Origin of the sequence: Paramicrobacterium chengjingii, from assembly GCF_011751765.2 — a bacterium.
GTDB classification, from domain to species: domain Bacteria; phylum Actinomycetota; class Actinomycetes; order Actinomycetales; family Microbacteriaceae; genus Paramicrobacterium; species Paramicrobacterium chengjingii.
Map to the genome: position 1 here is coordinate 411462 of NZ_CP061169.1, position 26012 is coordinate 437473.

At 61.0% G+C, this 26012-nt stretch carries 17 protein-coding genes; 6 read left to right on the forward strand and 11 right to left on the reverse strand.

Features of this window, described 5'->3' with window-relative positions; all coding sequences use genetic code 11:
• Positions 1 to 60: 60 nt before the first annotated feature.
• From HCR76_RS02105 to HCR76_RS02130, 6 genes are all read right to left on the reverse strand, one after another.
• The gene (locus tag HCR76_RS02105) at positions 61 to 2097 is read right to left on the reverse strand and encodes a bifunctional aldolase/short-chain dehydrogenase (RefSeq protein ID WP_166985158.1); all 2037 of its coding nucleotides are present in this window, start codon (positions 2095 to 2097) and stop codon (positions 61 to 63) included.
• Between the two features lie 45 nt (positions 2098 to 2142).
• Positions 2143 to 3309, reverse strand: coding sequence for an L-rhamnose isomerase (gene rhaI / locus HCR76_RS02110; RefSeq protein WP_166985155.1), 1167 nt, complete (start codon positions 3307 to 3309; stop codon positions 2143 to 2145).
• 74 nt (positions 3310 to 3383) lie between these two features.
• Positions 3384 to 4439, reverse strand: a complete 1056-nt coding sequence (gene rhaS, locus HCR76_RS02115; protein ID WP_166985152.1) for a rhamnose ABC transporter substrate-binding protein — start codon at positions 4437 to 4439, stop codon at positions 3384 to 3386.
• Between the two features lie 41 nt (positions 4440 to 4480).
• Entirely contained in the window at positions 4481 to 5521 is a 1041-nt protein-coding gene (locus HCR76_RS02120; RefSeq protein WP_166985149.1) for an ABC transporter permease, read from the reverse strand.
• Positions 5518 to 6546, reverse strand: coding sequence for an ABC transporter permease (locus tag HCR76_RS02125; protein ID WP_166985146.1), 1029 nt, complete (start codon positions 6544 to 6546; stop codon positions 5518 to 5520). The genes HCR76_RS02120 and HCR76_RS02125 overlap by 4 nt, the downstream gene beginning before the upstream one ends.
• A complete protein-coding gene (locus HCR76_RS02130; protein WP_166985143.1) occupies positions 6543 to 8057 on the reverse strand; it encodes a sugar ABC transporter ATP-binding protein in 1515 nt (504 codons plus the stop codon). Before HCR76_RS02130 ends, HCR76_RS02125 begins: the two co-directional genes overlap by 4 nt.
• Positions 8058 to 8214: 157 nt before the next feature.
• Here HCR76_RS02130 and HCR76_RS02135 point away from each other — a divergent pair, with 157 nt between their 5' ends.
• Both HCR76_RS02135 and HCR76_RS02140 read left to right on the forward strand, forming a co-directional pair.
• Positions 8215 to 9228, forward strand: coding sequence for a LacI family DNA-binding transcriptional regulator (locus HCR76_RS02135; protein ID WP_166985140.1), 1014 nt, complete (start codon positions 8215 to 8217; stop codon positions 9226 to 9228).
• 106 nt (positions 9229 to 9334) lie between these two features.
• Entirely contained in the window at positions 9335 to 10339 is a 1005-nt protein-coding gene (locus HCR76_RS02140) for a LacI family DNA-binding transcriptional regulator (RefSeq protein ID WP_166985137.1), read from the forward strand.
• Positions 10340 to 10364: 25 nt separating this feature from the next.
• Here the strand turns inward: HCR76_RS02140 and HCR76_RS02145 are convergent, their stop codons facing one another.
• The gene (locus HCR76_RS02145) at positions 10365 to 13568 is read right to left on the reverse strand and encodes a family 78 glycoside hydrolase catalytic domain (protein ID WP_166985134.1); all 3204 of its coding nucleotides are present in this window, start codon (positions 13566 to 13568) and stop codon (positions 10365 to 10367) included.
• A 236-nt stretch (positions 13569 to 13804) separates the two neighbouring features.
• On the opposite strand from HCR76_RS02145, the gene HCR76_RS02150 reads away from it, so the two are divergent.
• The 4 genes from HCR76_RS02150 to HCR76_RS02165 are packed head-to-tail and all read left to right on the forward strand — an operon-like array spanning position 13805 to position 19600.
• Positions 13805 to 15151, forward strand: a complete 1347-nt coding sequence (locus HCR76_RS02150) for an ABC transporter substrate-binding protein (RefSeq protein WP_166985131.1) — start codon at positions 13805 to 13807, stop codon at positions 15149 to 15151.
• 59 nt (positions 15152 to 15210) lie between these two features.
• Positions 15211 to 16170, forward strand: a complete 960-nt coding sequence (locus HCR76_RS02155; RefSeq protein ID WP_166985128.1) for a carbohydrate ABC transporter permease — start codon at positions 15211 to 15213, stop codon at positions 16168 to 16170.
• Positions 16170 to 16997, forward strand: coding sequence for a carbohydrate ABC transporter permease (locus HCR76_RS02160; protein ID WP_166985126.1), 828 nt, complete (start codon positions 16170 to 16172; stop codon positions 16995 to 16997). The genes HCR76_RS02155 and HCR76_RS02160 overlap by 1 nt, the downstream gene beginning before the upstream one ends.
• Positions 16994 to 19600, forward strand: a complete 2607-nt coding sequence (locus HCR76_RS02165; RefSeq protein ID WP_244971458.1) for an alpha-L-rhamnosidase — start codon at positions 16994 to 16996, stop codon at positions 19598 to 19600. The genes HCR76_RS02160 and HCR76_RS02165 overlap by 4 nt, the downstream gene beginning before the upstream one ends.
• Positions 19601 to 19659: 59 nt before the next feature.
• Here HCR76_RS02165 and HCR76_RS02170 read toward each other — a convergent pair whose 3' ends face one another.
• From HCR76_RS02170 to HCR76_RS02185, 4 genes are all read right to left on the reverse strand, one after another.
• Positions 19660 to 22659: an MGH1-like glycoside hydrolase domain-containing protein gene (locus HCR76_RS02170; RefSeq protein WP_166985123.1), complete on the reverse strand. Its 3000-nt coding sequence runs from the start codon at positions 22657 to 22659 to the stop codon at positions 19660 to 19662.
• A gap of 259 nt (positions 22660 to 22918) precedes the next feature.
• Positions 22919 to 23857: an alpha/beta hydrolase gene (locus tag HCR76_RS02175; RefSeq protein ID WP_166985120.1), complete on the reverse strand. Its 939-nt coding sequence runs from the start codon at positions 23855 to 23857 to the stop codon at positions 22919 to 22921.
• Positions 23858 to 24027: 170 nt separating this feature from the next.
• A complete protein-coding gene (locus HCR76_RS02180; protein WP_166985117.1) occupies positions 24028 to 25206 on the reverse strand; it encodes a MalY/PatB family protein in 1179 nt (392 codons plus the stop codon).
• Positions 25203 to 26009 (reverse strand): helix-turn-helix transcriptional regulator, encoded by an 807-nt coding sequence (locus HCR76_RS02185; protein ID WP_198248119.1) that lies wholly within the window; start codon positions 26007 to 26009, stop codon positions 25203 to 25205. The genes HCR76_RS02180 and HCR76_RS02185 overlap by 4 nt, the downstream gene beginning before the upstream one ends.
• Positions 26010 to 26012 lie beyond the last annotated feature (3 nt).

The window sequence follows — 26012 nt, forward strand, 5'->3', positions numbered from 1 at the left end:
ACATTGTGCACCGGCATAACTCAGTACATTGTCCGCAGCGGTGCACCATAACAAGCGCGCTCATCGCAAGAACGCCGCCGCGACTCCCGCGTCCACAGGAATGTGCAGCCCTGTCGTGTGGTCGAGGTCGCTCGTGCACAGCACGAACACGGCGTTTGCGACGTTCTCGGGCACGACCTCGCGTTTCAGAATGGTGCGCTGCGCGTAGAACTTGCCGAGGTCCTCCTCGGGAATTCCATACGTCTTGGCGCGGTTGGCGCCCCAGCCCGAGGCGAAGATCCCCGAGCCGCGCACGACGCCGTCTGGGTTGATGCCATTCACCTTGATGCCGTGCTCGCCGAGCTCGGCGGCCAAAAGCCGCACCTGGTGCGCCTGGTCGGCCTTCGTCGCAGAGTAGGCGATGTTGTTTGGCCCGGCGAACACCGAGTTCTTGCTCGAGATGTACACGATGTCGCCGCCCAGCTGTTGGTCGATGAGCACGCGCGCGGCGTGCTTCGATACCAGGAACGACCCCTTCGCCATCACATTGTGCTGCAGATCCCAGTCTTTCTCCGTCGTCTCGAACAATGACTTCGAAAGCGACAGCCCCGCGTTATTCACGACGAGATCGAGGCCGCCGAACGAAAGCACCGTCTCGTCGATGGCCGCCTTCACTGCCTTCTCATTCGACACGTCGGCGGCGATTCCGATGGCGACGTCCGTATTTCCCAGCTCAGACGCCGCTGCGCGTGCCTTCTCAGCGTCAAGGTCGGCGATCACGACGCACGCGCCTTCAGCAGCGAGACGCGTGGCGATGGCCTTGCCGATTCCGGATGCTGCGCCGGTGACGAGCGCTATGCGCGTCGCGAGCGGCTTGGGCTTCGGCATCCGCTGCAGTTTTGCCTCTTCGAGAGCCCAGTACTCAATGCGGAACTTTTCGCGCTCACTGATCGGGGCATAGCTCGACAACCCCTCGGCTCCGCGCATCACGTTGATCGCGTTCACGTAGAATTCGCCGGCAACGCGCGCGGTCTGCTTGTCTTTGCCGTAGCTGAACATACCGACGCCTGGCACGAGAATGATCAGCGGGTCGGCCCCGCGCATCGCGGGCGAGTCCGCGGCGGCGTTGCTCTCGTAGTATGCGGTGTAATCGGCACGGTATTGCTCGTGCAGCTCGGGCAGACGTTTGAGAATCTGATCGACGCTTGCCGTCGCAGGCAGGTCGATTACGAGAGGCTTCACCTTCGTGCGCAGAAAGTGGTCGGGGCAGCTTGTGCCGAGTTCGGCAAGTCGTGGGTGCTCTGCCGCACTCAGAAAGTCGAGCACAACATCAGAGTCGGTGACGTGACCGACAACGGGACGGTCAGTGGATGCGAGGGCGCGCAGCGCTGGTGCGAGTGCCGCCGCTTTGGCGCGGCGTTCCGCCTCGGGAAGCGGCTCGTAACCGGGCAATGTGGATCCAAACGGCTCCGCCCGTGAATGCTCCGCAATGTATTGGTCAGCGGTCTCGATGATCCAGAGCGAGTTCTTCTCGGCCTCGTCAGAGGTGTTACCCCAGGCGGTGATCCCGTGACCGCCGAGGATGCAGCCGACAGCATCCGGGTTCTTGCTCTTAATTTCGGCAATGTCGAGGCCCAGTTGAAAGCCGGGGCGACGCCAGGGAACCCAGACAACGCGGTCGCCGAAGATCTTCGCCGTGAGGTGCTCCCCGTCTTTCGCCGTCGCGATGGCGATACCGGCATCCGGATGCAGGTGATCGACGTGTGCGGCATCGACGAGTCCGTGCATCGCGGTGTCGATCGACGGCGCGGCGCCGCCCTTGCCGAAGAGCGTGTGGTCGAACGCGGCAACCATCTCGTCTTCGCGATCGATGCCCGGGTACACGTTCTGCAGGGCGCGCAGTCGATCGACGCGCAGCACAGCGAGGCCCTCCTCCGTCAATGTGCCCAGGTCGCCACCCGAACCCTTCACCCACATGAGCTCGACGTTCTCGCCCGTGACAGGGTCGGTCTCGAGTCCCTTCGCCGAGGTGTTGCCCCCGGCGAAATTGGTGTTCTTGGGATCGGCTCCGAGCCGGTTGCTGCGCGCGATGAGCTCGGCGGCGGTGGCGTTAGTCATTTTCTCTCCACAAGTTCGATGGTGTTGGGCACGCAGACGGGCCGGTCATGCTCCCCAGCCGGCTTGGGTTCCGCCGACACGCTCATTCTCGATACTCCGCTGGTAGCCGGATGCTGCATAGGCAGCCATCGGATCGGCAGGGAGTCCTCGTGATTCACGCCAGTCGGCGAGAGGGGCGCGCACGTCCGTGTAGAACGCGTCCATGACGATGCCGTTTGCGCCAAGCACATCGTGCTCGCTCTGCGCGGCGTTAAGAGCATCGCGGTCGAGCAGGAGCGCCCGCGCCGTCATCTCTTGAACGTTGAGCACAGAACGGATCTGGCCGGGGATCTTGTCTTCGACGTTGTGGCACTGGTCGAGCATGAACGCCACGTCGGGGTTGTTGAAACCGCCTCCGCGTACGACTTCCATGAGAATGCGGAACAGCTGGAATGGATCGGCCGCTCCGACGATCAGGTCGTCGTCTGCGTAGAAGCGTGAGTTGAAGTCGAACGAGCCGAGCTTGCCGAGACGCAGAAGCTGCGCAACGATGAACTCGATGTTGGTTCCGGGGGCGTGGTGACCGGTGTCGAGGCATACCTTCGCCTTGTCGCCGAGAGCGCTCACCTGTGCGTAAGAGGTTCCCCAGTCGGGAACATCCGTGTGGTAGAACGCCGGCTCGAAGAACTTGTACTCGAGCACCATTCGCTGGTCGTCGCCGAGACGCTCGTAGATGGTCGAAAGCGACTCGTGCAGCCAGTCTTGGCGTGAACGGATGTCGCCCTGACCCGGGTAATTGGTGCCGTCGGCGAGCCAGATCTTGAGGTCGCGCGAGCCCGTTGCATCCATGACATCGATGCACCGGAAGTGGTGGTCGATCGCCTTCTGACGCACGGAGGGGTCTGAATGCGTGAGTGAGCCGAACTTGTAGATATCGTCTTGGAACGTGTTCGAATTCACTGTGCCAAGCTGCACGCCGTGCTCGGCAGCGTAGCCGCGAAGCGCCGCGAAGTCATCGACGTGGTCCCACGGAATGTGCAGGGCGACGGCGGGAGCGAGACCGGTAAAGCGGTGAACTGTCGCAGCATCCGCAATCTTCTCTTCAACGGTGCGGGGCGTGCCCGGCGTGCCGAACACCTTGAAGCGGGTGCCGGAGTTGCCGAACGCCCACGACGGTAGTTCGATGGCCTGTTTGGCGAGCTCCGGGGCAATCGCATCGAAACGATCTGACATTGGTTCTGCTCCTTGTGTGACGAAAGTGTGGGGGGATGCGCCGGCGGTGCTGACCGCCGGCGCATCGGTGACGACTAGAAGTCGAAATCGTCGATGTTGTCTGCGGTGAAGACGAACGGATCGCCGAGGGTGATGACGCCGTCAGCGCCCACCGTGTACGAAGTCTCGTCTGTGCTCAGCCCTTCGACCGAGAAAGAGTCACCTTCTTCGCCGGTGATGTCGCCGTCGATCAGCGCCTTGGCCGCGAAGGCGGCGAGGATGCCGAGGTCTTCGGGGTTCCACAGAGCGAACGAGGTGACGGTGCCGTCTTCGACATACTCACGCATGTCGTTCGGGGTGCCGAGGCCGGTCAGTGCGACCTCGCCCTTGAAGTCCGATGTCGAGAGGTAGCGAGCGGCCGCCGCGATGCCGACCGTCGTGGGAGAGATGATGCCCTTGAGGTCGGGGTAGGTGGAGAGCAGCGCCTCTGTCTTGTCGAACGATGTCTGGTCGTCGTCGTTGCCGTACACGGTGTCGACGAGCTCGATGTCAGGGTAGTCCGAGTCGAGGTACGTCTTCATCTCTTCGATCCAGGCGTTCTGGTTCGTCGCGTTGGCGGCGGCAGACAGAATCGCGATCTGGCCCTCGCCGTCGATCTGCTCGGCGATCAGATCGACCTGCTTCTTCGCGATCAGTTCGGCGTTTGATGCCGAGACGTAGAGATCACGGCACTCGGGATCAACGTCGGAATCGAAGGTGACGACGGCGACGCCGGCATCCCGTGCCTCGCCAAGAGCATCGCAGAGCGCATTGGGATCGTTTGCCGAAAGCACGATGGCATCGACGCTCTGCTGTGTGAGCGTATTGATGTATGTCACCTGACCATCGGCCGTCGCTTCTGTCGGCCCGACCTCCTTGTACGTTCCGCCGAAGCCTTCGATGGCGGATTTGCCCGCGGCGTCAGACGCTTCGAAGTACGGGTTGCCGAGGCTCTTCGGCAAGAACGCGATGTCGTAGGAGTCACCTCCGCCGTCACCGCCGCCGTCGGACTCTCCGCCGCTGGCGGAACAGGCGGTCGCCGTGAGTGACACTCCGAGGGCAAGAGCGACAAGCGCCATTCCCGATCGGGAGCGTTTTCTGAACAACGTCATTGTTCGTCCTTCTTTCTGTGTTGTGCAGGGGTGGAGCAGGGTCAGGATGCCGCGGCAGCACGCCGTCGCTCGGCGAAGCGCTTTAAGGCGGTGATGATTGAGGGAACGATCACAGACACGACAAGAAGCAGACCCGTCGCGACGTTGATCACATCGGAGGAGACGTCGGCGAGGCGAAGTGCGCTGCGCAGTGCGCCGATCACGAGAACGCCGGCGATGACGCCGACGAGTGAACCTCGGCCGCCGAAAATAGAGACGCCTCCGACGAGCACTGCCGCAACGACGACGAGTTCGAGTCCCATGGCGTTGTCACCCCGCGCGGAGTCGTAGCGAAACGTCCAGAAGGCGCCGGCCAGTGCCGACACCGTGCCGCTCGCCACGAAGAACCAGAACTTGAGACGTCCGGCATCGATGCCGGAAAACGCGGATGCTTCCTTGTTGAGACCGATCGCGTAGGTACTGCGTCCGACCCCTGTTGCGTGCAGAATCACGATCGCGATGATCGCGAGCACGATGAACACGACAAGCACGGTCGGAATCGCGGTGCCGCGCCCGAAGAGACGTTCCTTCACCAGATCGGTGAAAACATCGGGGAACCCGGTTACGGCCGTTGTGCCGAGAATTCCGACGGCGATTCCCCGGTAGAGCGCGAGCGATCCGATCGTCACGGCGAGAGACGGGAGGCCCACCGTCGTCACGAGAAACCCGTTGAGTGCTCCGCCGATTACGCCGACGACCATCGCCGCGGCGATCGCGACGGGTACAGGAACTCCCGCCTGGTACAGGGCACCGATCGTCACGCTCGACAGGCCGACCATGCTTGCAACAGACAGGTCGATCTCACCGGTGATGATGACGAACGTCATCGGCAGCGCTATGAGAAGAACGGGGAAGACGTCGAGGATCAGAAAGTAGAGCGTGTTCGGGGTGTTGAAGTTGTCGACGCTGGCCGCGGCGATGATCCACACGATGATGAGCAGGGCGATGATCGCCGCTGACCGCCCGAAGAGGAGCGTGCGCAGGCGTGACGTCAGCGGAGGGGCTTCTGGCCCCGTCGTCGTCTTCTCGAGTGTGCGCGTCATGAGCTGACTCCTTCGCGATCGGCGGAGGGGGTTTGTCGTTCTCGTGCCAGTGCCCGCTGTGTGCGCTGATACAGCACGCGATCGAGAACGATGGCGCCGATGATGAGCGCGCCGACGACGGCCTGCTGCCAGAAGTCTTGAATGCCGACGGTGGGAAGCGCCCGGTTGATGGTGGACAGCAGCACGGCTCCGATGGCGGCTCCCAGCACCGTTCCGCTTCCGCCGAAGATCGCGACGCCGCCGATGACGGCCGCAGCAACGGAGTCGAGTTCCATACCCGTTCCTGCCGTTGCGCTCACCGTCGCGTAGCGTGCCGCATACATCACGCCCGCGATGCCCGACAGTGTTCCTGAGATGACGAACGTTCCAAAAACGCGGCGTGCAACGGGAAGACCGTAGAGCTCTGCGGCATCCGGATTCGACCCGATCGCGTACAGATCGCGGCCTGAGCGCGTGTAGCCGAGGTAATAGGCGAGCACGGCGAACGCGATGAGAGCGATGACGGTGAGCCACGGGATGCCGAAGAGCGATCCGGTGCCGATCGCCGTAAAGTCGCGTGGCAGGTCAGAGGCGTTGATGCGCGTGGAGCCGGCCCACGCGATGTCGATGCCGCGGTAGATGTAGAGCGTGCCCAGCGTGATGACGAGCGCGGGAACTTTCGCGACGCTCACGAGCAGACCATTGATGACGCCGAGCGCCGTGCCGAGCAGCACGCCGAGAACGATCACGAGAATTGTGGGTGCTCCGGGCCAGTCCGTGAACATGCGACCTGTTGCGTAGGCGGAGAGGCCGAGGACTGCGCTTACCGACAGGTCGATGTTTCGCGTAATGATCACGACGGCCTGCGCGATCGCAAGCAGAACGAGAATCGAGGGCGTCAGGAGGAGATTGCGGAATCCATCTGAGCCGAATGCGAAGTTCGAATTGAAGAGTGTGGCGATGACGACGACGACGATCACGGCGAGTGCGACGCTCGTCTCACGTCGTTTGATGAGTGCGCTCAGGCGTGACGCTGTGGCGTTCATGCGGCATCTCCCGTTCGGGTCGCTGCGGTCATGACGGTCTCTGATGTCGCCTCGTCGCGCGTGAGTTCAGCGGTGAGGCGCCCCTCGCGCACAACAAGCACGCGGTCGCTCATGCCAAGCACTTCGGGCAGTTCGGACGAGATCATGAGTATTGCCATTCCCTGCTGGGCAAGCTCGTCGAGAAGTCTGTGCACTTCAGCTTTCGTACCGACGTCGATTCCACGGGTCGGCTCATCGACAATGAGCAGTCGGGGGTTCGTTTCGAGCCATTTCGCGAGAACCACCTTCTGCTGGTTTCCTCCCGACATCGTGCGCGCCTCGCTGTCGAGGTCACCTGCTTTGACGCGCAGCTTTGCCGCGCCCTCACGAGCACTGTCGTATTCGCGCTTGCTCGACATCAGACCCCACTTGGCGAGGGTGCGTCTGATCACGAGCGTCATGTTTCGCGCAATCGACATATCGACGATAAGGCCCTGCTGGCGGCGGTCTTCGGGCACGAGGCCGATGCCTGCGCTGATCGCTTTGCGCGGGTTACCCTTCGCCAGCGACGTGCCATCGACGCGAATAGCGCCCTCGGTGTAACTGTCGATGCCGAAGATGGCACGTGCGATCTCGCTGCGACCGGCGCCGACGAGTCCTGCGAGCCCCACGATCTCGCGCTCGCGAACGGTGAAGCTCACATCGGAGAACACTCCGGGCGAGGTCAGGCCGTCGACTGAGAGCACAACGTCGCCTGCCTCGATGCCCTCCGTTTTCGGGAATAGTGTGTCGACGTCGCGCCCGACCATGCGGGTCACGATCTCGGCCGACGTGACCGAATCGATGCTGTGGGTCGAGACGTAGGTGCCGTCGCGCATCACCGTGACTGTGTCGCAAAGATCGAAGATCTCGTCGAATCGATGCGAGATGAACACGATGCCTCGGCCCTCGTCGCGCAGAGCGCGCGCGATGGTGAAGAGGCGAGTCACCTCGACACCGCTCAGTGCTGCTGTCGGCTCATCCATCACGAGAACTCGGGCGTCGAGCGAGATCGCCTTGGCGATCTCGAGCACTTGCTGGTCGGCGATGGAAAGCCCGAGTGCAGGTCGCGCGGGGTCAATGGAGACGCCGAGACGGTCAAACAGCTGTGCTGTCTCGTCGTTCATTGTGCGGCGATCGATGGCCCCCGCGGCTCGCACGGGGTGACGCCCCATAAACACGTTCTCGGCAACCGAGAGGTCGGGGAAGAGTGTCGGCTCTTGGTAGATGACGGCGATTCCCGCGTTCTTCGCCTCTGCCGTTGAGGCAAAATCGACGCTCTCGCCCGCCAACGTCATGGCCCCCGAGTCTCGGCGGTGCACGCCGGCGATCACCTTGACGAGTGTCGACTTGCCTGCGCCGTTCTCGCCGACGAGCGCGTGGATTGAGCCGGGGACGAGCGTCAAGCTGCCTGCATCGAGGGCGACGACCGACCCGAAGGTCTTTCGCACGTCGCGCAGCTCGAGAATTGCAGGGGTGTCAGGGATCGACATTGATCGGGCTCCGAAGGGTAGGCAATGAATCGTTTCAGGGGTGCAATTAGACTAGATACGCGTCTATGCAGATGTCAAGGCAGAATGGCACATGTTGTGGGTATGAGACGTTTCACTCACCCGTGTATGCTGGCGGCAGTCACAATGGGAGGCCCGAATGGCAGCGAGTGTTCGCGACGTCGCCGATAGGGCCGGCGTGTCCGTCGGCACGGTGTCTAATGTGCTGAATCGCCCCGAGCGGGTAGCGCCGACTACCGTCAAACGCGTCACAACGGCGATCGCCGACCTTGGCTTTGTGCGCAACGATGCCGCGCGCCAGCTGCGCGCGGGCCATAGCCGCAGTATTGGGCTCTCGGTTCTCGACATCGGGAATCCCTTCTTCACCGACATCGCTCGAGGTGCTGAAGATCGCGCTCGCGAAGCTGGGCTTTCTGTTCTGCTCGCCAACAGCGACGAGGACTCGAGCCGCGAATCGGAGCACCTCGACCTCTTCGCAGAGCAGCGCGTCTTCGGCATCCTGCTAACTCCCGTTGGAGCACGGCCCGAAAGACTCGAGTCGCTTCGTCGGCAAGGGACCCCGACGGTGCTCGTCGACCGGCAGACTGACAGCGATGACTTCTCGTCGGTTGCCGTCGACGACGTCGCGGGCGGATACATGGCCGTGAAGCATCTGCTCGACATCGGCAGACGACGCATCGTTTTCGTTGGGGGCCCGGCGCGAATTCGACAGGTTGCCGATCGCCTCGAGGGTGCGCAGAAAGCGGTCGCCGACGTGAGCGATGCCACGCTCGACGTGGTTCTGCAGGATTCTCTGTCTGTGCTGCAGGGGAGGGCCGCGGGCGAGAGACTGAGCTCTCGCCCCGCGTTGAATCGCCCGGATGCGGTCTTCGCGGCGAACGATCTGCTGGCGATGGGGCTGCTTCAAGCATTCGCAATGCTCGGCAGCATCCGGGTTCCTGATGACGTCGCACTGATCGGCTACGACGATATCGACTTCACGCGAGCCTCCGTTGTGCCGCTTTCGTCAATCAGGCAGCCGAGCCACGAAATCGGGCACTCCGCTGTCGACCTTTTGGTGCGCGAGAACGACGGGGCGTCTGATTTCGCGCATGAGCAGATCGTCTTTCAGCCGGAGCTTGTTGTGCGCGAATCGACGCACCGCGAGAGCTGATCTGGGCAGACGTGCGAATTGGCACGTTCGAGGGGATGGCGTCAGCTCGATCGCGCACGCATACCTATGATGGTTTGAGCGCATCGCGCGAGAAGGTGAGGGCAACGTGGTCCGTCCGGTCGGGATTCGAGAAGTGGCCGAACGGGCGATGGTGTCTGTCGGCACTGTGTCCAACGTGCTGAACAAGCCCGACGTCGTTTCGACAAAGACGCTGGAACGAGTGCTAGCGACAATGGACGAACTCGGCTTCGTGCGAAACGACCTGGCTCGCCAACTAAAAATGGGTGGCGGCACGACGCTTGGAATGATTGTGCTTAACGTGGCCAACCCCTTCTTTGGTGACCTGGCGCACGCATGCGAGAGCGCGGCAGAAGCACGCGGCCACACGGTGATTTTCGGTAGCAGTGACCAACTTGCTGGACGCGAGGATCGCTACATCGATCTTTTCGAGGAACAGCGCGTTCGTGGCATGATCATCGCTCCGCTCGACGGGTCAACCGAGCGGATTGAGCGATTGATTCGTCGCGGCATGCCGGTTGTTCTGTTCGATATTCATGCAGGCACAGGCGATTTTTGTTCTGTCGCGATGGATGGCTCTGAGGGTGGCTACCTTGCGACGCGACACCTCCTCGAGGCTGGACGACGACGAATCGCGTTCCTCGGTGGACCCCTCCACCAGGTCGCGGATCGATGGGACGGCGCGCTGAAGGCCGTCGACGAATTCGACGGAGCGGTACTGACACATATCGACACCGTCGACCAGACGATTGCTGATGGGCGGGCAATCGGCGACCGGCTGGCAGCCATGGATCCGGAGTCTCGACCGGACGCGGTGTTTGGGGCAAACGATCTGCTCGCGCTCGGCCTTATGCAGTCCCTCGTCATAGCGGATGGAATCGAAGTTCCGCGCGATATCGCCATCGTGGGTTACGACGATATCGACTACGCAGCATCAGCGATCGTGCCGCTGACAACCGTGCGTCAGCCGAAGGAAGCTCTGGCTCACGAGGCGGTTCGGCTGGTGCTTGACCATGCAGCATCCGGTACCTCGCATGTTCACGAGCACTCACTGCTCCCACCTGAGCTGGTGGTCAGAGCAAGTACTGTCTAAGCTGCACCTTTACTCTTCAGCGTGTTCACCAGGTTCGGCCAACTGTGCTGAAGCCTGTTTCTCCGAGCTGGAAGGCCAGCGGAACGTCATCGTCGGCCGCCCATGAGTATGCAGTTTCTGGCTGTTCTCGCACGCGCACGCCAACTTCTACTGAAGCGATCGTGGTGGACGCGGAAAGGCGAGTCACATCAACACTCACTCGATTCCACCCGGCGGGCCAGATGGTGCCGACTCCTCGAGCGATGCTCCCGTCGGCGCCGTTGACGATGATGAAGGACTCCATGGCGCGGGCAGGATTCTTGAGGCAGAGATCGAGCATTGCATAGACAAACCTCGCTTTTCGTCGATCTGCGCCGACGCCGACGACGACTGGGAATCGGGCAGATAATTGTGTTCCTGGCCCGACGGCAGTAGCTGGGGTGCGGCGAGTTCCTTGCACGAGAGCGACAGGGCCTTCGGGCTGTTCGTGCGGAACCGGCATGCAGTGCAGTCCGGCGGGCATTGTGGCGATGGGCAAAGCATCAATGGCGGTGAGTGAATCGGCGGCAAGAGCCCTCGACAGCCAGTCGCGTTCGCCGACAACATCCGGTGACGGGTCCGGTCGATAGGGAGAGTGCCACGACGACTCGTTCCGCAATGCCGAGCTCTGCGCTCTTCTCTTGATTGTGAATCGTCGGGTGTGCGTACCCGCTCGCAGAACTTCTTCGTTGCGACCAGCGAGTCGCAACACAGCTTCGGCCGAGACAGGAACAGTAAGCTCAATGGCTCCTTCGCGTCCATCGAGCCAGTAGCGCACATGAATCTTGCCTCGGACCGTGTGGGTTGTGAGCGACAGCGTGTCGATGCCTGTGACAAATTGTGGCTCGACAGCGAAACGCGACCACCCAGCTCGCACCGGGCGCACGCCCGCAAGCCACTGCCACGCCCAGCCCGCGACGGGGCCACCGAGACCGATATGGTCGAGCGACCCGGTTCCGGTGTTTCCCGGGTCGATCCACCAGCACTCCCAGAACGTGCCTGGTCCGTGATGGAGCATCGCTCCGATCCCTGGCTCGGCTGATTGATGGAGCGAGTCGAAAATCGACTGCGAATGATCCGTCCGAGCGAGCGCCCTCACTGTCGTGCGCGTCGTGGCAAAGCCCGAGGTCAGGCGGTCTCCTCGTGCAGAGACATCTTCAGCTATACGATCGGCCGCGCGGGATGCCGCGGCCCCTGAGAGCACGGCTGACTCGACGGCAATCGCATTCGCTGCCTGTGTGCCGTTTCCGAACACGTCACGATCAGCATCGTAAAACGCGGCGCGTGCCGCCCGGCGCAACCCATCGGCTTGTTCTCGCCTGATTGCCGCCGCAGCCGAATCTCCGGTGTCCTCTTCAAGCAGGGCGAGCGACTCGAGACAATCGATCACCGCGCCAGTGTGGTGCAGCGGCGGCGGAGTCTGTGTAAGTGCAAGCCAGTCGGATCCGTAACTGTGGGGAGCCATGTCGATGACCCCGTCGTCGCCACGCAGCATCCATTGATAGTCTGCCCAATCTCGCAGGGCAGGAAGGGTCTCGCGCACTACTCTCTCGTCGCCGTAATGCAGCCAATGATTGAGGAGCACCCGTTGGAGCGCGCCGCCCCAGACTGGATCCGGACTGATCCGGGGCCGTCTGATGTCGGGAGAGATCGCCGGGATGCTGCCGTCAGACTGTTGGCTCGTGCGCAGATCGGCGAGCCATTTCGTGAAGAAAGCCTGCATGTCAAAAGCAGAGAATGAGAACTCGGCCGCCGAAGCCGTATCTCCGGTCCACCCAGATTGCTCACGGGTGGGGCAGTCCTCAGGAATTCCGTGCAGATTGTTGAGCAGAGTCCGCTGTGCAGTGAGCGAGAGTGCGGCTACGCGTGAATCATCGGTCTTGAGCTCGCTGATGCTTTCAAGATCCGAGTGAAGACTCCATGCTTCAACTCGTAGCTGGGCGTCGGAGGGAAGGCCGAGAATCTCGACGTAACGAAAGCCGTGATAGGCGAACCATGGCTCACAAATGGCGTGCGGGAATGGTCCGGCGAGGTACTCGACAACCTGCCGCACACGACCATTGTCGAACGGCATCGTGAGGTTCGTCGTGTCGAGTCGGCCGTTTTCGTCGAGATGCTCGCCATGAATCACTCTCACGATGGCGTCCGGCGGAAGCGGCGACAAGAGAGTGATTCTCGTTCTGCCGGCGATATTCGTTCCGACGTCGTAGACGCGACTCGTGGCCGAGCGGGTGACTTCTGTCACAGCCTGCGGTGAGACGCGATGAACGGCAGGGGACGGATCAGGGGTAACGATTGCCGGTGGTGTGGTGAACGATGACGGGGCTGTGTTCGCCTCGCATACGCACAGCGCATCCGACGTATCGAAATCGATCTCCTCGACTGTCCTTTCGTGTCGCTCGAGGTAGAAAGGCTCATCGTGTGTGATTTCGCTGGCAGCGGCGGTCATCTCCGGGCCGGTGCCAGCGCGGATGATGGTGCCGTCAGCCGCGTGCGCGACGAGCTCTCCCAGCAGTCGTGGATCTTCGCCAGAGCGCGCCCATTCGCCCAAACCGAGCGCGAAGTCGATGGAATTCTCTCCGGCGATGACGAGGTCGGTAACGTCGTAGCTTCTATACAGTGCCCGACAGAGATCGGTTCGCGACGGATCTGCGCAGTCGGCGTTCACAGCAACTCCGTTGACGGATGCCCGTACAAGCCCCTGGGCAGTGAGGTGGAGTCGAGCCCGCTCGATTGTGCCGTCAAGGTGCATTCTGCGGCGCAGCACAGTGAGCGGCGGGTGAGATACCCAGCGCGCACTCCAATCGTCGAGCGTCCACGGGCCCGTCTCGAAGCGCGATGGTTCAGCCCACTCTGACCATTCGCCCGTTTCATCTCGCACCTGAACGGTCCAGGCATACAGCTCATGGGCGTCAAGCTCAGTGTCGAGTTCTACGAAAGGATCACTGGACTCGACGGCGCCGCTATCGAAGAGGTGTGGGCCGTCGTTGGATCGAGGATCGACGAGACCTGTGCTCGCGCGCACGACGAATGCGGTCTGCTGCTGATTGTGGCGGTCTAGGGGAGTCACCCACGAAAGTCGTGACCTTCTCTCGGATGCGAGCGCAATGAACCGGTCCACAGATCGACGCGACGATGTCGTGCCGGGACCGTGCGCATTGTCAGTGCGTCGTCCGTCGACTCTCAACGATGTTGGTACCGGACTGGTCACGATGGCCCCTTCGCCGCTGGTCACAAACAGTGACCCTCTGAGAATTCTCTCGGCCGCGAATGAATATTTCATCACGGTAGCCGAACGAACCTCGACTTCAACTTGACAAGTTTCTGCAACTCACACATCATAGCTGAAAGGTTTCAATTATGAGTATCTGCACCGATGATGCTGTCGGAACATGCGCTCGCACCGAAACAGTCCCGCTTTAAACACTCACGTTAGGAAAGCTGACAATGACGTCACACACAGCGAGGAATTCGCGCCGTGCGATTGCTGCACTTGCTGCAGCGATCATGATTCCAGCGCTCGCCGCGTGCGGAGGAAGCTCCGCATCCGGGAGTGGTGGAGCCGGCGAAGTCGAGGGCAGTTCCATCGTCCTCACGACAATTACCGGACTTGAACCGCAGTTTCAAAAGTACGCAGACGCGTATATGGAGGAATTCCCCGATCGCAAGGTCGAGGTTCGCAGCACGACAGACGATGCTGCCGAGTACGCGCAACAGCTTGCGACCGCGCGATTGAGCGGTGAGCTGCCCGATGTCTTCTTCAACGTGGACTTTCTGGCTGACACGCTCGCCGCTAATAAGGTCACTCTCGACTTGGCGCCAGGTCTGAAAGAGGGAAAGCTGGGAGATCTCAATGCTGACTCCTTTCTTCCGCAGTTCGTCGGCCAGTATCGCCCACTCGCCGATCAAGACAAGATCACGGGATTGCCGGTAAGCGCTGACTCGGTCGGGCTCTTCTACAACAAGTCGCTTTTCGACGAGCTCGGAGTAACGGAGTACCCGGAAGCGGACTGGACGTGGGACGACATGTATCGCGTCGCGGAAGAGATTAAGGACAAAAGCGGCGACACCGTGACGGGGCTTGCTGCGCCGCTTGGCGACGGATCTGACCAGATCGTGTTCGGTCCTGTCATCAACGCGTTCGGCGGGACGGTATTTGACCCGGAGACAGGGAAGTCTGGAATTGGGCAGCCCAAGGCCCTCAAGGCGTGGGAACTCCTTCTTGGCGCGTACGGAACGGCATCAGGCCCGTACACCACAACAACAGACGACCCATCGCTCAAGTTCGAATCCGGAAACGTGGCAATGGCCATCGCGTCTCGCGGAGCGGTGCCCGGACTTCAGACGACGCTCGTTGATGACGAGTGGGACGTTCAGAAGATGCCAACGATCAATGGCAACTCAACAGCGGGCGGTGGATCGTACGGGCTCTCGATCGCGCAGACAAGCGAGAGCCAGGATGCCGCATGGGCGTTCTTGGGCTGGTTTTACGACACGGATGCTGGAATGAAGGTAGCGCAGGACGTCGGTGGGGTCATCCCTCCCACGGACGATGGCATTGACAACGGAACGTGGAAAGACGGCGCTGCGCCGCCAGAGCACATTGCGATCTTCGGTGATTCTGCTCGTGAGGCCGTGCTCATCGCGCAGATGCCCGGCTCGTCGTCGACCACCCTGCAAGAGGCAACGAAGAAGGCGACCCAAGAAGTGGTGCTGAACGGTATGTCGATCGAAGAAGCGTTCGGTGTGGCAGAGAAGGCCGTCAACGAAGCCATCGAGAAGCAGAGCAAGTAAGGGGCACCCGGGCGGGGCGAGGCTGGTCCCGCCCGGACTCCTGATCATCGGAGATCGTATTGGCAAATTCAGTTCTTGACACACAAACGACACGAGCCCGCAAGAACAACATTCATCGCGCTCCTGACAAACCTCACGGTCGTCGCCGAGACAAACGAATTGATGCGCTCACAGCGGCAGTGTTTCTCGCGCCGGGGATGCTTGCATTCGCCGTCTTCGTGATTGTCCCCGCACTCGGCGGCCTTGTGCTGAGTTTCTTTCAATGGGACCTGTTCGGAGTTCCGACATGGGTCGGCCTCGAAAACCTCATCCGGCTCTTCAGCGATGCGCAGATGTGGCAAGCATTGTGGGTCACCGTACTGTTCGTGTTGCTCGGCGTCATCCCCACGATCATGGTCGGGTTCGTTCTCGCGGTTCTCATCAATACGAATCTGCCGGGTATCGGGGCGATCCGCGTTCTCTATTTCGCACCCATGATCGCTTCCGCCGCTGTCGCCTCGCTCATCTGGGCCAATTTGTACAGCTCGCGGGGACTTGTGAACCAGGTACTCAGCTGGATCGGCGTGCAAGGGCCAAACTGGCTCTCTGACCTGACCTGGGCTCGCCCGGCACTCGTCATCATGATGATCTGGAGCGCGCTCCCTATTGTCATCATCCTCTATCTGGCCGGCTTGCAACGGGTGTCTGACGACATCTATTCCGCGGCCTCACTCGATGGGGCAAGTAAATGGCGGCAAATCTGGTCAATGACCTGGCCGAATGTCTGGGGCACGACGCTGCTCATCGCCGTACTGCAGACGGTGGGCTTTGTGAGTGGATCGTTCGAGATCGCGCTCATCATGACGGACGGCGGTCCTCTGGGCACAACGCAATCAATCGCACTCTATTCGTACAAGGTCGCCTTTTTTGAACGAGACATCGGCTATGCAAGCGCGCTTTCGCTGTTCCAACTCGTGATCATGATCGCCATTGTCATCCTCGTGCGTGCGATCGTGCGATTCCGAAAGGAGCGTGTCTGATGCGAACCTCGCGCACAGGCATCATCGTCCGTTACGTCGCGATCGTTCTCGGCGGCCTCATCATGGCGATCCCGCTGCTCTTCATGGTCTCTGGTTCGCTCAAGTCGGCAGCAGAAGTGAAAGCCTTCCCTCCGGTGCTCGTACCAGAGACGCCGATCTGGCAGAACTTCGTTGACGCCTGGAATTTTTTGACACCGCAGGTTATCGGAAATACGTTTATCTTCAGTCTCGGCGTCGTCGGGCTGCAGCTACTCTTGTCGTTGCCCGCTGCTTTCGCGCTCGCGAAGATCCCGTTCAAATGGTCGGCAGCGATACTCGCGACACTCGTTGTCCCCATGATGATCCCGGGTAATCTCACGCTCATCCCACTCTTCGTCGTGACGTTCGAATTGGGGTGGCTCAATACCTACGCCGGGCTCATCATCCCGATGGCCGCCCAATGTGCATTCTCAATACTGCTCTTTCGACAGTTCTTCGCCACCTTGCCCTCGGGACTCATTGAAGCGGCACGCATCGACGGCGCAAGCTGGTGGAGAGTGCTGAGATCCATCGCGCTTCCTCTGGCCAAACCGGCTCTCGCCACGTTCTGCTCGATCAGTTTCCTGACCGCGTGGAACATGTATATCTGGCCGCAGGTCATTGCCCCAAACCCGGCCAACAGGGTGATCAACGTGGCTCTTGCTCCGTTGGCCGGCGGCGAGAATTCCGTGATCTCACCGGCTATCGGACTCGCCGGTGCGGTTATCGCGATGCTGCCGGTGCTCATCGTTTTCATCGTGTTTCAGAAGTGGTATCTCAAGGGCATCGCCGGAACGGGGCTCGAATGATGCCTCCGACAGGGGAGTCCGCTCTGGCTGAAGCGAATCCCCGGCCATCGGGCGTGCCGAGCGCTCGCGTCACGCGACCGCGCGCGGAGTACCTCGATGATGCGTTTGGGGTCGGCACGGCCAAGCCGCGGCTATCGTGGCGCATTGAATCCGCGTCGGCGGAGTGGCGCTCGGATCGATACAGTCTGCGCATCGAGAGAGACGACGGGACGACGGACGCCGTCGTTGTCGATTCCGACGAGCAATTGTACGTTCCGTGGCCGTTCGCCCCATTGGTGTCTCGCGAGCGAGTCTGGGTAAGCGTTCGTGTCCGAAGCGGTGACGGCGTCTGGACTAACGAGAGTGAGTCTCTCGCCATCGAGGCCGGACTATTGGAACCAGGCGACTGGGTGAAAAAGCTCATCAGCCCGACGTCGATCGCAGGGCTCAACGATGCTGCTCCGTTGATGTTCGGGAGCGCCGATCTCGACGCACCGCCGGCGTCGGCGCGGCTGTACCTCACAGCTCACGGCATCGTCGAATTCACTATCAATGGGCGCCAGGTCGGTGACGACGTGTTCGCTCCCGGATGGACTGCCTACGAGAAGCGTCTGCGTTATCGGAGCTACGACGTCACATCGCTCGTGCACAAAGGGGCGAATGATCTGCGCGCTCTCATCGGAAACGGCTGGTACCGCGGCCAGCTCGTGTGGCCGGGCAACCGATCGAGCTACGGAGATCGCCTGGGTGTGCTCGCGCAACTCGAGGTGAACTTCGCAGATGGTACGCGAAAAGTCTTCGGAACGGATGCTTCATGGGGCGCCGTGCCCAGTAGCATCCTCTTCGATGACTTCTATGACGGGCAACGTCGAGATTTGAGGATCGCAGATTCTCCGGAGGGCAAGGTCGTCGACACAGTCGATGAACTCGATGGAGACTTCGCACGACTCATTGCGCCATCCGGGCCCCCTGTGCGAGTGACCGAAACGCTCCAGGCTGTGCAGCTTCTCACGACGCCCTCGGGTAAGACAATCGTTGATTTTGGTCAGAATCTTGTGGGGTGGGTGCGTCTTCGCGTGAGTGGAGAGGCGGGTGCCCGCGTCAGCGTTCGACACGCAGAGGTTCTTGAACATGGGGAGCTTGGCATTCGTCCACTCCGCAGTGCTCTCGCGACGTGTGAATATATTCTCAATGGCACGCCCGGGGAGGTCTTGCAACCGACCTTCACCTTCAACGGGTTTCGGTATGCGGAGCTCTCGGGCGTCCCCGAGCTGGTGCTCGCCGACGTTGAAGCGCTCGTACTCGGCACAGATCTTGTGCGCACGGGGTGGTTTGAATCGTCTGATCCGCGGGTTAATCGTCTTCATGAGAACGTCGTGTGGAGCACTCGCGGCAACTTCCTTGATGTCCCCACCGACTGCCCTCAACGCGATGAGCGCCTGGGATGGACGGGAGACCTTCAGGTCTTCGCCCCCACCGCGACGTTCTTGTTCGACACAGCGGGGTTCCTGTCGGGCTGGCTCGGCGACCTCTCAGCGGAGCAGAAGCCGGACGGCGGGGTGCCATACGTGATTCCCGATGTTCTGCGTGAAGCTGACCCGGCAGCCGCTGCGTGGAGCGACGCCGCGACGATCGTCCCCGAGGCCGTGCACTCTGCATACGGCGATGTGGATGTGCTTCGGCGCCAGTACTCGTCTATGCGAGCGTGGGTTGAGAAGGTCCGCGGTATCGTCGGGCCGGACCTTCTGTGGAACACGGGTGCTCAGTTCGGGGATTGGCTCGATCCGACTGCCCCTCCAGACGACGCGTCCCGCGCGCAGGCGGATCCGGATGTTGTCGCTACGGCATATTTTGCTCGCTCGGTCGGCATTCTTGCGCGTACCGCGGCAACACTCGGTCTGCGGGCGGACGGTGAGGACTACGCGCAGCTTGAAAAACGTGCGCGCGCCGCGTTTATCGCAACGTACGTCAGCGACGACGGGCACGTTCGCAGCGACTGCCAGACCGTCTACGCGCTCAGCATCGTCGGCGATCTCTTCGAGAGTGAACGACAGCGCACTGGCGCAGGTCAGCGTCTCGCCGAGCTTGTGACCGCAGCCGGATTCCGCGTCAGCACGGGATTCGTTGGAACTCCTCTCATCTTGGATGCGCTTTCGATGGCGGGATACCCAGAGCTGGCATATCGGATGCTTCTCGAAGAGTCGTGCCCGTCGTGGCTATACGCGGTTTCAATGGGTGCCACGACCGTCTGGGAGCGTTGGGACTCAATGTTGTCGGACGGGTCGATCAATCCCGGCTCGATGACCTCGTTCAACCACTATGCCTACGGGGCCGTTGCCGACTGGCTGCATCGTTCCGTCGCCGGGCTGGCGCCGAGTTCTCCTGGCTATCAGACTGTTGACGTTCGGCCGCTCGTCACCGGTGATCTGTCGAGCGCGTCGGCTCGCCATCTCTCGCCATATGGCGAGATCGCGGTGGGCTGGAAGCTCGACCAGGGGCAGGTGGACCTCACGCTGACAATTCCCTACGGCGTGACCGCCAGGGTGTGGATGCCTGGTGCTGCAGACGCTGAGATAGTGGGCAACGGCAGCCACCGGTTCAGCTCGCTGTTTCAGCAGGTGTAAATGCGTGTGTGGCGAGACTCGTTTCGAGTGCCGCCACACAACGATGCAGCTCAAACGGGCTAGAGAGAACTCGCAGCCAATCGCACAGACTCTCCCTTCGCGTACGTCTCGTCAAATGACACGCCATCACCGGTTATCGTCACCGTGTCGTGGGTTGCCACGATGTTCAGTTTCTTCCCGCGCCAGCGAAGGTGTTTCACTCCGGCATCCGTTAGGCCCGATGGCAGATTCGGTGTGATCACGAGTGAATCAGGCTCTGCCTCGACACCGACGAACGCATAAAGGAAGCTGGCCGGGACAAGCCCGCTCTCGGGAAAAGGCACGTCTGTTCCTACCGACGAACCAGCTGTGGAGCCGTCGACAGTCGATTCTCCGCGGAACAGGGGAGCGCCGCCGCACAGATGATCGGGCTCTTTCCAACGATCCAGAATCGCGGTCATGCGCGCCCATGCATCATCGGCCGACTGGTACTTCGCGCGTGCTATCACGTCAAAGCCAGACGTGTACAGAATTGCTCCACCATCCTGCACTTCATCTCCCCACGGAGTGGTGAGGTGGGTGAGGAAGAACCAGTAGCTGTTTCGCCTGGTTGTCGATCGCGGAGCAAACACCCACTTCGAATAGATGTCTGCCGGCCCTTCGACGTGATCGTTGAGCGCCGCGATGAATCGGGTCGAAGCGTCTGTTGCAGGGTTCCCGTCCACGTAGGCAATTGCGCCGTCCACGGATGTTGCAGACGACCACCAGGCGAGAGACCCTGTCACGTCGGAGACCTCCAGGTAGTAGATTCCCGGCTCTTGAGGATCAACATCGATGTGTGCGACTCGCCCGTCGGACCAATCACTGAACTGCTGGTTGGCGACCGTGGTCTGGGAACCCCCGGGCAGACCCTTGTAGAGCGTCATCGTGAACGTCGAACCACGATGGCCGAAGGTAGGGAATCGGGCCGCGACGCTCGTGAAGGCAGCATCGGCGGTGAAGCTCTGGCCAAGGGAGTGACCAGGCTCAATCGTGGGCGCGAGTCCGCCGCTTTCGATGAGCACGACGGGTTCCTGAAGCTCGGTATGACCGTTGTCGAGCCAGTCGAAGATGCGCGTAGCCATGTCGTCGGTCGGCAGCCCGAAGGATGCCGCTTCGAGATTGACATACGTTGAGCCGTAGTCGTGCACGACACCGTCAACGTCGATGGTCTGGACATATCGGCCATCGGCATCGTTCCAGAACGTGGTGTTGTACCGCTTCTTGACGAGCTTTCGCAGCGCGCGCAGCCGCGCAGCCCTTCCTCTTTCTCCTGAGTGCTCCTCGAGTTGGGCAACAGCTTCGAGGGCGCCATAGAAATAGGCATTGAGATACGCATCCTTGTACCCAAACGACGTGACATCCCAGTAATTCGAGGGCAATGCTCCGTCTCTGCCGTCATGGTCGGGAGACGTGATCGTGATTACTCCCTTTTTGCCGTCGAGGGAGTCGATGTAAAAATCAATTGCTTGTCTGACGCGCGGCATCATTGTCGACAGAAAGTCGGAGTCTCCTGTCCATGAGTAATAGCGCCACGCACCGAGTACGTACAGTGCATTCGACGTGAAGTGTCGCGCATCGAAGAGTTCCGGGTCGGGAAACGGCCAACCTTGCGAGTCGGGCCACGACCATACGTAGCCATCGTCGTCGAGCGAGGTTCCGAGGAGCGAATCAGCCTGAGCGCCCGCCCCCGCCGTGCCAGTCCAGTCAAGGATGCGCCCTTCCCAGTCTGCCCATGCCATCGCGTGCCCGTCGAACCGGTAGCTCAGAGCGCGCTCCCAGTAGAACGTCGAGAGTTGCGCGGCCCTCGTAACATCCGACGCTGTAAACACAGGGAAGATCTCGGGCAGGGCATCCGAATGCGTCGTGACGTCGATAGCGATGGTGCGCGAGATGGTCTGTGCCGGCTCAGCGCTGCCGGAGTTGAGCGCAAGAGCCATTGTCTCGGCAGTCATCCCACCGTCGATGACCGGTGCGTCTCCGGTGAACCGCAAATCGTACGGGCCGCTGCCCGTGCCAGAGATGGAGTCTGAACCCGACACCGGTGTGGTCCACGCGTCGCGGCGTTTCAATTGCTCAGACGGCATGTAGTCTCCTGCATTGCCATAGAAGCGCTTGAAACGGATGCCGTCGGCATACTCGGTTGAATAGCCGTCCTTGACCCACGACGTGTTGAGAGTCAGCCCCGGGTCTGGTCGAGCATCCGTCTGCCACGTGATGTCGTACGTCGATGTTAGTGAGCCACCGTCGAGTTCCAGGTCCCATGTTGCGATCCCGTCAACATTGAAGCCGACGACGTCGAGTGTCATCGTGCGATCTGCCTGCACCTCCCGGTCGCCGTATGCTGCGCCGCCGAGGTCGACTGTTGTCTCGTCGAGGCTGCTCCACCACCCAGGAGTGCCCGTGCTGTCGGAAATCTCCATATAGTAGGTGCCGGCAGATTGGGCGGGAACTTCGAGGTAGGCCCATCCGTTGTCTTGAACCGGGTTGATCTCGCGCCGGGCGATCTCCGTGAGGGTGGTGTCCGGCGTTCCGGAGTACAGGGCTATCGTGACAGTGGAGTTCTGGCTGCTCCAGGTGGGGAGTTGGGCCCCGACCTTTGAGAAACGGTACATCGACGTTGTGAATGACTGACCTAGTGTGTGCCCGGAGCTCAGTGGCACGGGAGAGTCCACCTGGTCTTGCTTGACCTCCGATGCCGATGGCAGCTGGATGCCGCTGATGCTGAGCTTTTTGTCTGTCGCTGTGCACGTCACATCGGGGTTAAACCTGGCGTCGAAGAAGTCAGTTGCTCCAACGAACACAGAGGTGAATGTTGACGGCTCAAACGCACCCGCACCGCTTGGATCGCATGCGAATTGAGTGAGCTTGCCGTGTGCGCCGGAGATGCTGATGTATCCGTTCGTTAACTGATACGTTTCAGCTGCGGCAGCAGTGTGCTGTGGGCGCGCGAGTCCGGTCGCGGCGAAGAGGATGCCGCCGCCGGCTCCCTGGAGAAATTTCCTCCGATTGGTTCTGAAGCGCATAATGCCATTGCCCATGTGAACTCCGTTGTTCGAGTGTTGTGTAGGACACCAAGATTCGGGTGTCACTCTGTGCCAACTTCTGATTGCGTGTGGATGCCGCATCAAAATTGAAAGGTTTCAGAGAACTTTGTCAGAAGCCGGGCGGGCTGTCAAGCACCTCACGTGGTTTCGCTGCATGACCGCGCCCGCAGGTTGTCGTTCTGGCAGCAGCGCTGTGTAGCGTGCTTCTATGTGGTCTGAGTCGATGGTCGGGCCGCACGCAACAACGTCAGGGTCACGTTTTTGATGACATTGCGGACAACGGGGTCGCTAGCCAATCGGCGATTCGTTCTATGCTTCTCTGGGCATGGGGGCTGTGCGGTCGATCAAGATGGCCGTGCAGCGTCTCCGGCTCAAGGGCGAGGTGCACGTGTACACCAGCATCCCTGGCTTGCCTGGCGAATTCCTCACCCGACAGGCGATGCTCGTCGTACTCAGAATTGAGAATGAAGATGGGTGCCATCCCATGAAGCTGCGCATTGCCGGCAAAGGCATACGGGTCACCACGCGGTTGCTCGGGGCCAAGGTAGTTGGCAACGATCTGATTGACAAGGCTTTGGGGAAAACGCGCCTCGGAGGGAGCCAGGGTGAGAGTCTTCTGCAACTCGGCAGACGCTTCTGGGAGCACCTCGTGCACGAGCGGATAGACAAGCACGGCCGATGTGGGACGAGGGCCCTGGCCGTCGCGAAGTCTGACGGCAACCCCTGCCGCCAGGTTTGCGCCCGCACTTGCTCCGCCGATGTGCATGAGCTTCGAATCGATTCCGAGCTCGTCGATTGCCCAATTCCATGCGTCGAGAAGGTCGATTGACGGCACAGGGAAATGTGCACCGAACAGCGCCTTGGTGTACTCGACAGACAACACGGTGTACCCGCGCGCTGCGAGAGCGAGGGCCACCCAGTTGCTCTCGGGCATATCGAGGTTTCCGCCGACGAAGCTGCCGCCGTGCGCCCATACGAGAGCACCGCGCGGGGTGCTCGCCGGCGTATAGAGGCGAGCGGGTAGTTCGCCGCTCTGTGCGGGAATGAGCCGAGGCGTCACCGTCACCTGATTGAGCTCCGGATACCGTTCGATGAGCGATGCTGTGCCGACATCGGTACGCGGGTCAGGGTCAGATGTACCACTTTCCAAGCTGCGGATAGTTTCGGCGAATGAATCAGCGGCGTCGTCCATGCCATTCCTTGAATCGTTTCAGAAAAGTATCGTCTGAGCCTACGGTGCACCGTGTCAGTCGTCAACGACGGTGCACGAGGATCGATCGCGTGTCGCTCACGGCTCCAGAACGGTCAATGTGCGGGTGGGGTGAGTGAGAGTTGTCGGGTGAGACGACCTGACCTGAGATCTCAGACGCGGGCGTGCTCACGAACGGCCAGCGCCATGCGATTGATGGCCTGCTCGAGAATCGGCCGTGGTGTGGCGAAGATGAGCCGGGCGAATCCGGTGCCGTTAGAGCCACACGAGGCGCCATCCGTGAGCGCGACCCCTGCCTTCTCTCGAAAGAATGCGGCAGGGCTGCCCTCGATCCCGAGCGCACGGCAGTCGAGCCAGGCGACGAATGTTCCTTCCGGCGGCGTGTATGAGATTTCGGGGATTTTCTCCTCGAGAAGCTCGGCAAGGACGATGCGATTGCGAGCGTTGTAGGCGATCACCGAGTCCAGCCAGGAGCGCCCCGTTGCATAGGCAGCCGTATTCGCGATCACGCCGAGGGTGCTTGCCCCGTGACCTGCTTGATGCGCGATGCGCTCCCAGACGAGTGCATCAGCGTCATTGCTCGTGATGAACTGCGCACACTTCATTCCGGCGAGGTTCCACGCCTTCGCTGCCGACGTGCCGGTGACGGTATGCGATGCCGCATCGCTCGACACCGATGCGTAGGGAACATGCTGAAACTCGTCGTACACCATGGGAGCATGCACCTCGTCGGCGAACACGCGCCCTCCATTGCGGGCAACGACCTCGCTGATGGAGACCAGTTCTTCACGAGTGAACACACGACCGACCGGATTGAACGGGTTGCAGAGCAGCAGCAGGTGCGCTCCAGCTTGGAATGCCCGATCGAGTGCTTCCAGGTCCATCTCCTGGCGACCATTTTTCACGGCGAGAGGCACCTCGATGATGTCTCGTCCGAGAGCTTGCGAAACCGAGATGAAGTTCATGTACGTCGGTGTCGGGATGATGATGGGCGATCCCGGTCGCGAATAATTCTCGATCGCGATCTCAACCGTCTTCAGAACATCGGCGACGGGATGCACCTGCGACGCGTCGATCTCCCAGCCGTAGTTGGTTCCGTACCACGACGCTGTTGCCTGGGACATGCGATTTGCGACAGGTCCAGGAAGATATCCCAACATTCCGCGGTCCGTTGCTGCATGGATCGCCTGCTTCACCGTTGGTGCCGTTCCGAAGTCCATCTCGGCGACGAACGCACCAATCGAGTCAGGAAACGCCGACCACTTGGCGCCGCCTGTCTCGCGGAGGCACTCAATGCTGATCGCGTCGAACTCGCGTGTTCTGCTGGTCATTTCTCGTTCTTCTTCTTTCGTACGTCGTGTTCGCCTGTGGACTGGTCTCCGTCATCAGCAATTTCGTTGAGGTAGTTGTAGATCGTGAATCGGGTGACCGAGAGCTCATCCGCCACCATGTCGACGGCATCGCGGAGCAAAAACATCCCCCGTGACTTCAAGTCTCGAACGACCTCGATCTTGTGCCGCTTGTGCATGAGCTCAACGGGAACGCCAGCGGCACTGAGGGCAGTGTGGATCAGATGGGCAGCGAGCTCATCGACGTTATGGGCAAAAGTCTCGGTCTGGGGTTGCGATGCTGCAGCATCGGAGTCAGTGTGGAGCCCACGGAAGTTGTACGACGACCGATCGCCGTGCTCATGAATGCCGAGCATGGCATCGATCACCTGCTGGGCGGAGTTCCAGACCGTCAGATCAGAATTGATGCAGAGGGCGGCGACTGCTGTACCTGCCACATCGCGAATGACCATCGTTGAGGAGCGAATGCTTCGCCCGTCTGGGAGCGTCGTCTCGTAGCCGACCATGTTGTCGTCTGAGAAATTGGACACCTTCTCGAGCAGCAGATCCGTCGCGGGGTCGCCGACGCGCCTGCCTGTGACATCCCCGTAGATCGCAACGATGGAGTTTGGCAGAAGGCTCAGATCGTGAAGAACGACCTCGCTTGTGGTGGGAAGCGATCGGCCAATCGGCTCCACCATTCCGGCGAAGACGGCGATCAGACGCTCGCCGTCAATGCTTCGTCGATTGTGCAACCCCTCAACGTGTTGTTGATTGCGGCCTTCGTTGATGTCTCCTGTGGGCATCGG

Excerpts from the sequence above, each read along its gene's own strand:
- HCR76_RS02175 (WP_166985120.1), bottom strand. The coding sequence starts at position 23,857 with ATGGACGACGCCGCTGATTCATTCGCCGAAACTATCCGCAGCTTGGAA.
- HCR76_RS02120 (WP_166985149.1), bottom strand. The coding sequence starts at position 5,521 with ATGACGCGCACACTCGAGAAGACGACGACGGGGCCAGAAGCCCCTCCG.
- HCR76_RS02165 (WP_244971458.1), top strand. The coding sequence starts at position 16,994 with ATGATGCCTCCGACAGGGGAGTCCGCTCTGGCTGAAGCGAATCCCCGG.
- rhaI (WP_166985155.1), bottom strand. The coding sequence starts at position 3,309 with ATGTCAGATCGTTTCGATGCGATTGCCCCGGAGCTCGCCAAACAGGCC.
- HCR76_RS02135 (WP_166985140.1), top strand. The coding sequence starts at position 8,215 with ATGGCAGCGAGTGTTCGCGACGTCGCCGATAGGGCCGGCGTGTCCGTC.
- HCR76_RS02125 (WP_166985146.1), bottom strand. The coding sequence starts at position 6,546 with ATGAACGCCACAGCGTCACGCCTGAGCGCACTCATCAAACGACGTGAG.
- HCR76_RS02170 (WP_166985123.1), bottom strand. The coding sequence starts at position 22,659 with ATGGGCAATGGCATTATGCGCTTCAGAACCAATCGGAGGAAATTTCTC.
- rhaS (WP_166985152.1), bottom strand. The coding sequence starts at position 4,439 with ATGACGTTGTTCAGAAAACGCTCCCGATCGGGAATGGCGCTTGTCGCT.
- HCR76_RS02160 (WP_166985126.1), top strand. The coding sequence starts at position 16,170 with ATGCGAACCTCGCGCACAGGCATCATCGTCCGTTACGTCGCGATCGTT.
- HCR76_RS02185 (WP_198248119.1), bottom strand. The coding sequence starts at position 26,009 with ATGCCCACAGGAGACATCAACGAAGGCCGCAATCAACAACACGTTGAG.
- HCR76_RS02130 (WP_166985143.1), bottom strand. The coding sequence starts at position 8,057 with ATGTCGATCCCTGACACCCCTGCAATTCTCGAGCTGCGCGACGTGCGA.
- HCR76_RS02150 (WP_166985131.1), top strand. The coding sequence starts at position 13,805 with ATGACGTCACACACAGCGAGGAATTCGCGCCGTGCGATTGCTGCACTT.
- HCR76_RS02180 (WP_166985117.1), bottom strand. The coding sequence starts at position 25,206 with ATGACCAGCAGAACACGCGAGTTCGACGCGATCAGCATTGAGTGCCTC.
- HCR76_RS02105 (WP_166985158.1), bottom strand. The coding sequence starts at position 2,097 with ATGACTAACGCCACCGCCGCCGAGCTCATCGCGCGCAGCAACCGGCTC.